This window comes from Shewanella sp. AC91-MNA-CIBAN-0169 (assembly GCF_040310165.1).
Classification (GTDB): Bacteria; Pseudomonadota; Gammaproteobacteria; order Enterobacterales; family Shewanellaceae; genus Shewanella.
Window position 1 is genome coordinate 1 of record NZ_JBEOPM010000193.1, and the last position, 239, is coordinate 239.

Annotated in this window: 1 protein-coding gene; it reads left to right on the forward strand. The window is 50.6% G+C overall.

Going from position 1 to position 239, the window contains the following annotated elements:
• Positions 1-239: hypothetical protein (locus AAEY98_RS22645; RefSeq protein WP_502959666.1), on the forward strand; the 239-nt coding region annotated here is incomplete at both ends.

The following is a 239-nucleotide window of genomic DNA, read 5'->3' on the forward strand; positions in this document are numbered from 1 at the left end:
TGGTTATGTGCCTCGTGTTAAAGCCGCATTATTGGCACTAGGAATCGATGCTGAGCGTCTTGATGTGGTACTGGTACAGTTTGTCGCTCTATGGCGCGGCGATGAAAAAGTTCCGATGTCATCGCGTTCAGGTGAGTTTGTGACGCTGCGTGAACTGCGTGAAGAAGTCGGCAATGATGCCGCGCGCTTTTATTATGTGGCGCGTAAACCTGAGGTCCATGTTGACTTCGACTTAGAGC